Raw genomic sequence first — 1,724 nt, 5'->3', positions numbered from 1 at the left:
CCCGCGGAAACTTCTGAGCGAGAGGATCACTCCGCGAGACCGGTGAGGGCGAACCTTCGTCGACGATTGTGCAGCGACTTTCCCGCCGGATCGGTGCCGTCGCGAATACGATGACGCCATGAGCCCTACCGAGGCAGTGGTGGCCGGTGCCGGTCCGACCGGGCTCACGCTCGCGCTGGAACTGGCGCGTCGGGGCGTGGAGGTGCGGATCCTCGACAAGTCGCCCGAGCCGTTCGCGGGTTCGCGGGGAAAGGGATTGACCGCGCGCAGCCAGGAAGTGATGGACGATCTCGGCATCGTCGACGAGATCGTCGAGGCGGGGTTCCGGCACCTGCCCAGCCGGGTCGCGGTGCGCGGCCAGGTGGTGCGCGACAGCGACCCGCACGCGGACCTGAGCCCCACCCCCGATCGGCCCTACGACGGCGGTCTGATGATCCCGCAGTGGCGGACCGAGCAGATCCTGCGAGAAAGGCTGTCGGAGTTCGGGATCGACGTGGAGCGCGGCGTCGAGGTGGCCGGCTTCGAGCAGACCACCGACAAGGTGGCCGTCCGGCTCGCCGGCGGCGGGACCGTCATGGCGCGCTACCTCGTCGGCTGCGACGGCGGGCGCAGCGCGGTGCGCAAGGCGCTCGGGGTGTCGTTCGAGGGGACGGGCGGCATCGAGGGCATGCTCCTCGGCGACGTGTCCGTCGACGGGCTGGTCCCCGATCGCTGGTACCAGTGGACGCACCCCGAGCGGGGGTTCGTCGCGTTGTGCCCGTTCCGTGGAATCAACTCCTGGCAGTTCCAGGGAGTGCCGTTCGCGGACTTCGACGAGGAGGGCAACCTGCCCGAACCGTCGCTCGAGTACTTCCAGCGGGTTCTCGACGACATCGCCTGCGGCCCCGGCGTGCGATTGTCCGAACCGACGTGGCTGTCCACCTGGCATGTGAACGTGCGGATGGTGGACCGCTTCCGCGACGGTCGGGTGTTCCTGGCCGGGGATGCGGCCCACGTTCATCCGCCGGCCGGTGGGCTCGGGATGAACACGGGAATCCAGGACGCCTACAACCTCGGGTGGAAACTCGCTCTCGTCCTGGCCGGCTCCGCGGACCCGTCGCTCCTCGACACGTACCAGGAGGAACGCTTGCCGCTCGCGCGCTGGACGCTCGGGGTGAGCAGCGCGGGACTGCAGAAGGTGGCCTCGAACCTCGGGCGCGAGGACTCCGAGGGGTTTGCGGGCGCGGTGACCGAAGACGGCCAGCAACTCGGTCTGGGCTACCCGTGGAGTTCACTGTCGCGGGACGGGGACGTGACGACGGGTCTGCGCGCCGGAGATCGCGCACCCGACGCGCCCTGCCTGAGCCCGGACGGCACGCCGCTGCGACTGTTCGACGTGTTCCGGGGGACGCACTTCACAGTTCTCGGGTTCGGCGGCGGCTCCCGGCACATCCTGCAGACCCTGGCCGAAGACGCGCCCGACGACGTGACGTACGTGGTGGTGGGCGATTCCCGCGGTCCCGGCGTGGACGTTGTCGACGACCGCGGTTTGGCGCGCAGCGCATACGGGGCACACGGTGGCACGCTGGTGGTGGTGCGCCCCGACGGGTACGTTGCGCTCACCGCCGCGGCCACCGCGGCCGACGGCGTCATCGACTATCTCGGTCGGCTGGTGGGGAGGTCGTCGTGACCGCGGAGCGTAGCGCGCAAGCGCGGACCTTCAGCGCCGGGTTAGCGCATCGACT

The 1,724-nt window shown here is 70.2% G+C and carries 1 protein-coding gene; it reads left to right on the top strand.

Annotation, left to right across the window (positions count from 1 at the left end):
• The first annotated feature begins 118 nt into the window (after positions 1–118).
• Positions 119–1,669: an FAD-dependent oxidoreductase gene (locus AZG88_RS35620; protein ID WP_061043478.1), complete on the top strand. Its 1,551-nt coding sequence runs from the start codon at positions 119–121 to the stop codon at positions 1,667–1,669.
• Positions 1,670–1,724 lie beyond the last annotated feature (55 nt).

Source organism: Rhodococcus sp. LB1 (assembly GCF_001583455.1).
Lineage (GTDB): Bacteria > Actinomycetota > Actinomycetes > Mycobacteriales > Mycobacteriaceae > Rhodococcus_F > Rhodococcus_F opacus.
The sequence above is the reverse complement of the archived record's forward strand: the minus strand, read 5'-3'. Positions and strand labels throughout refer to the sequence as shown.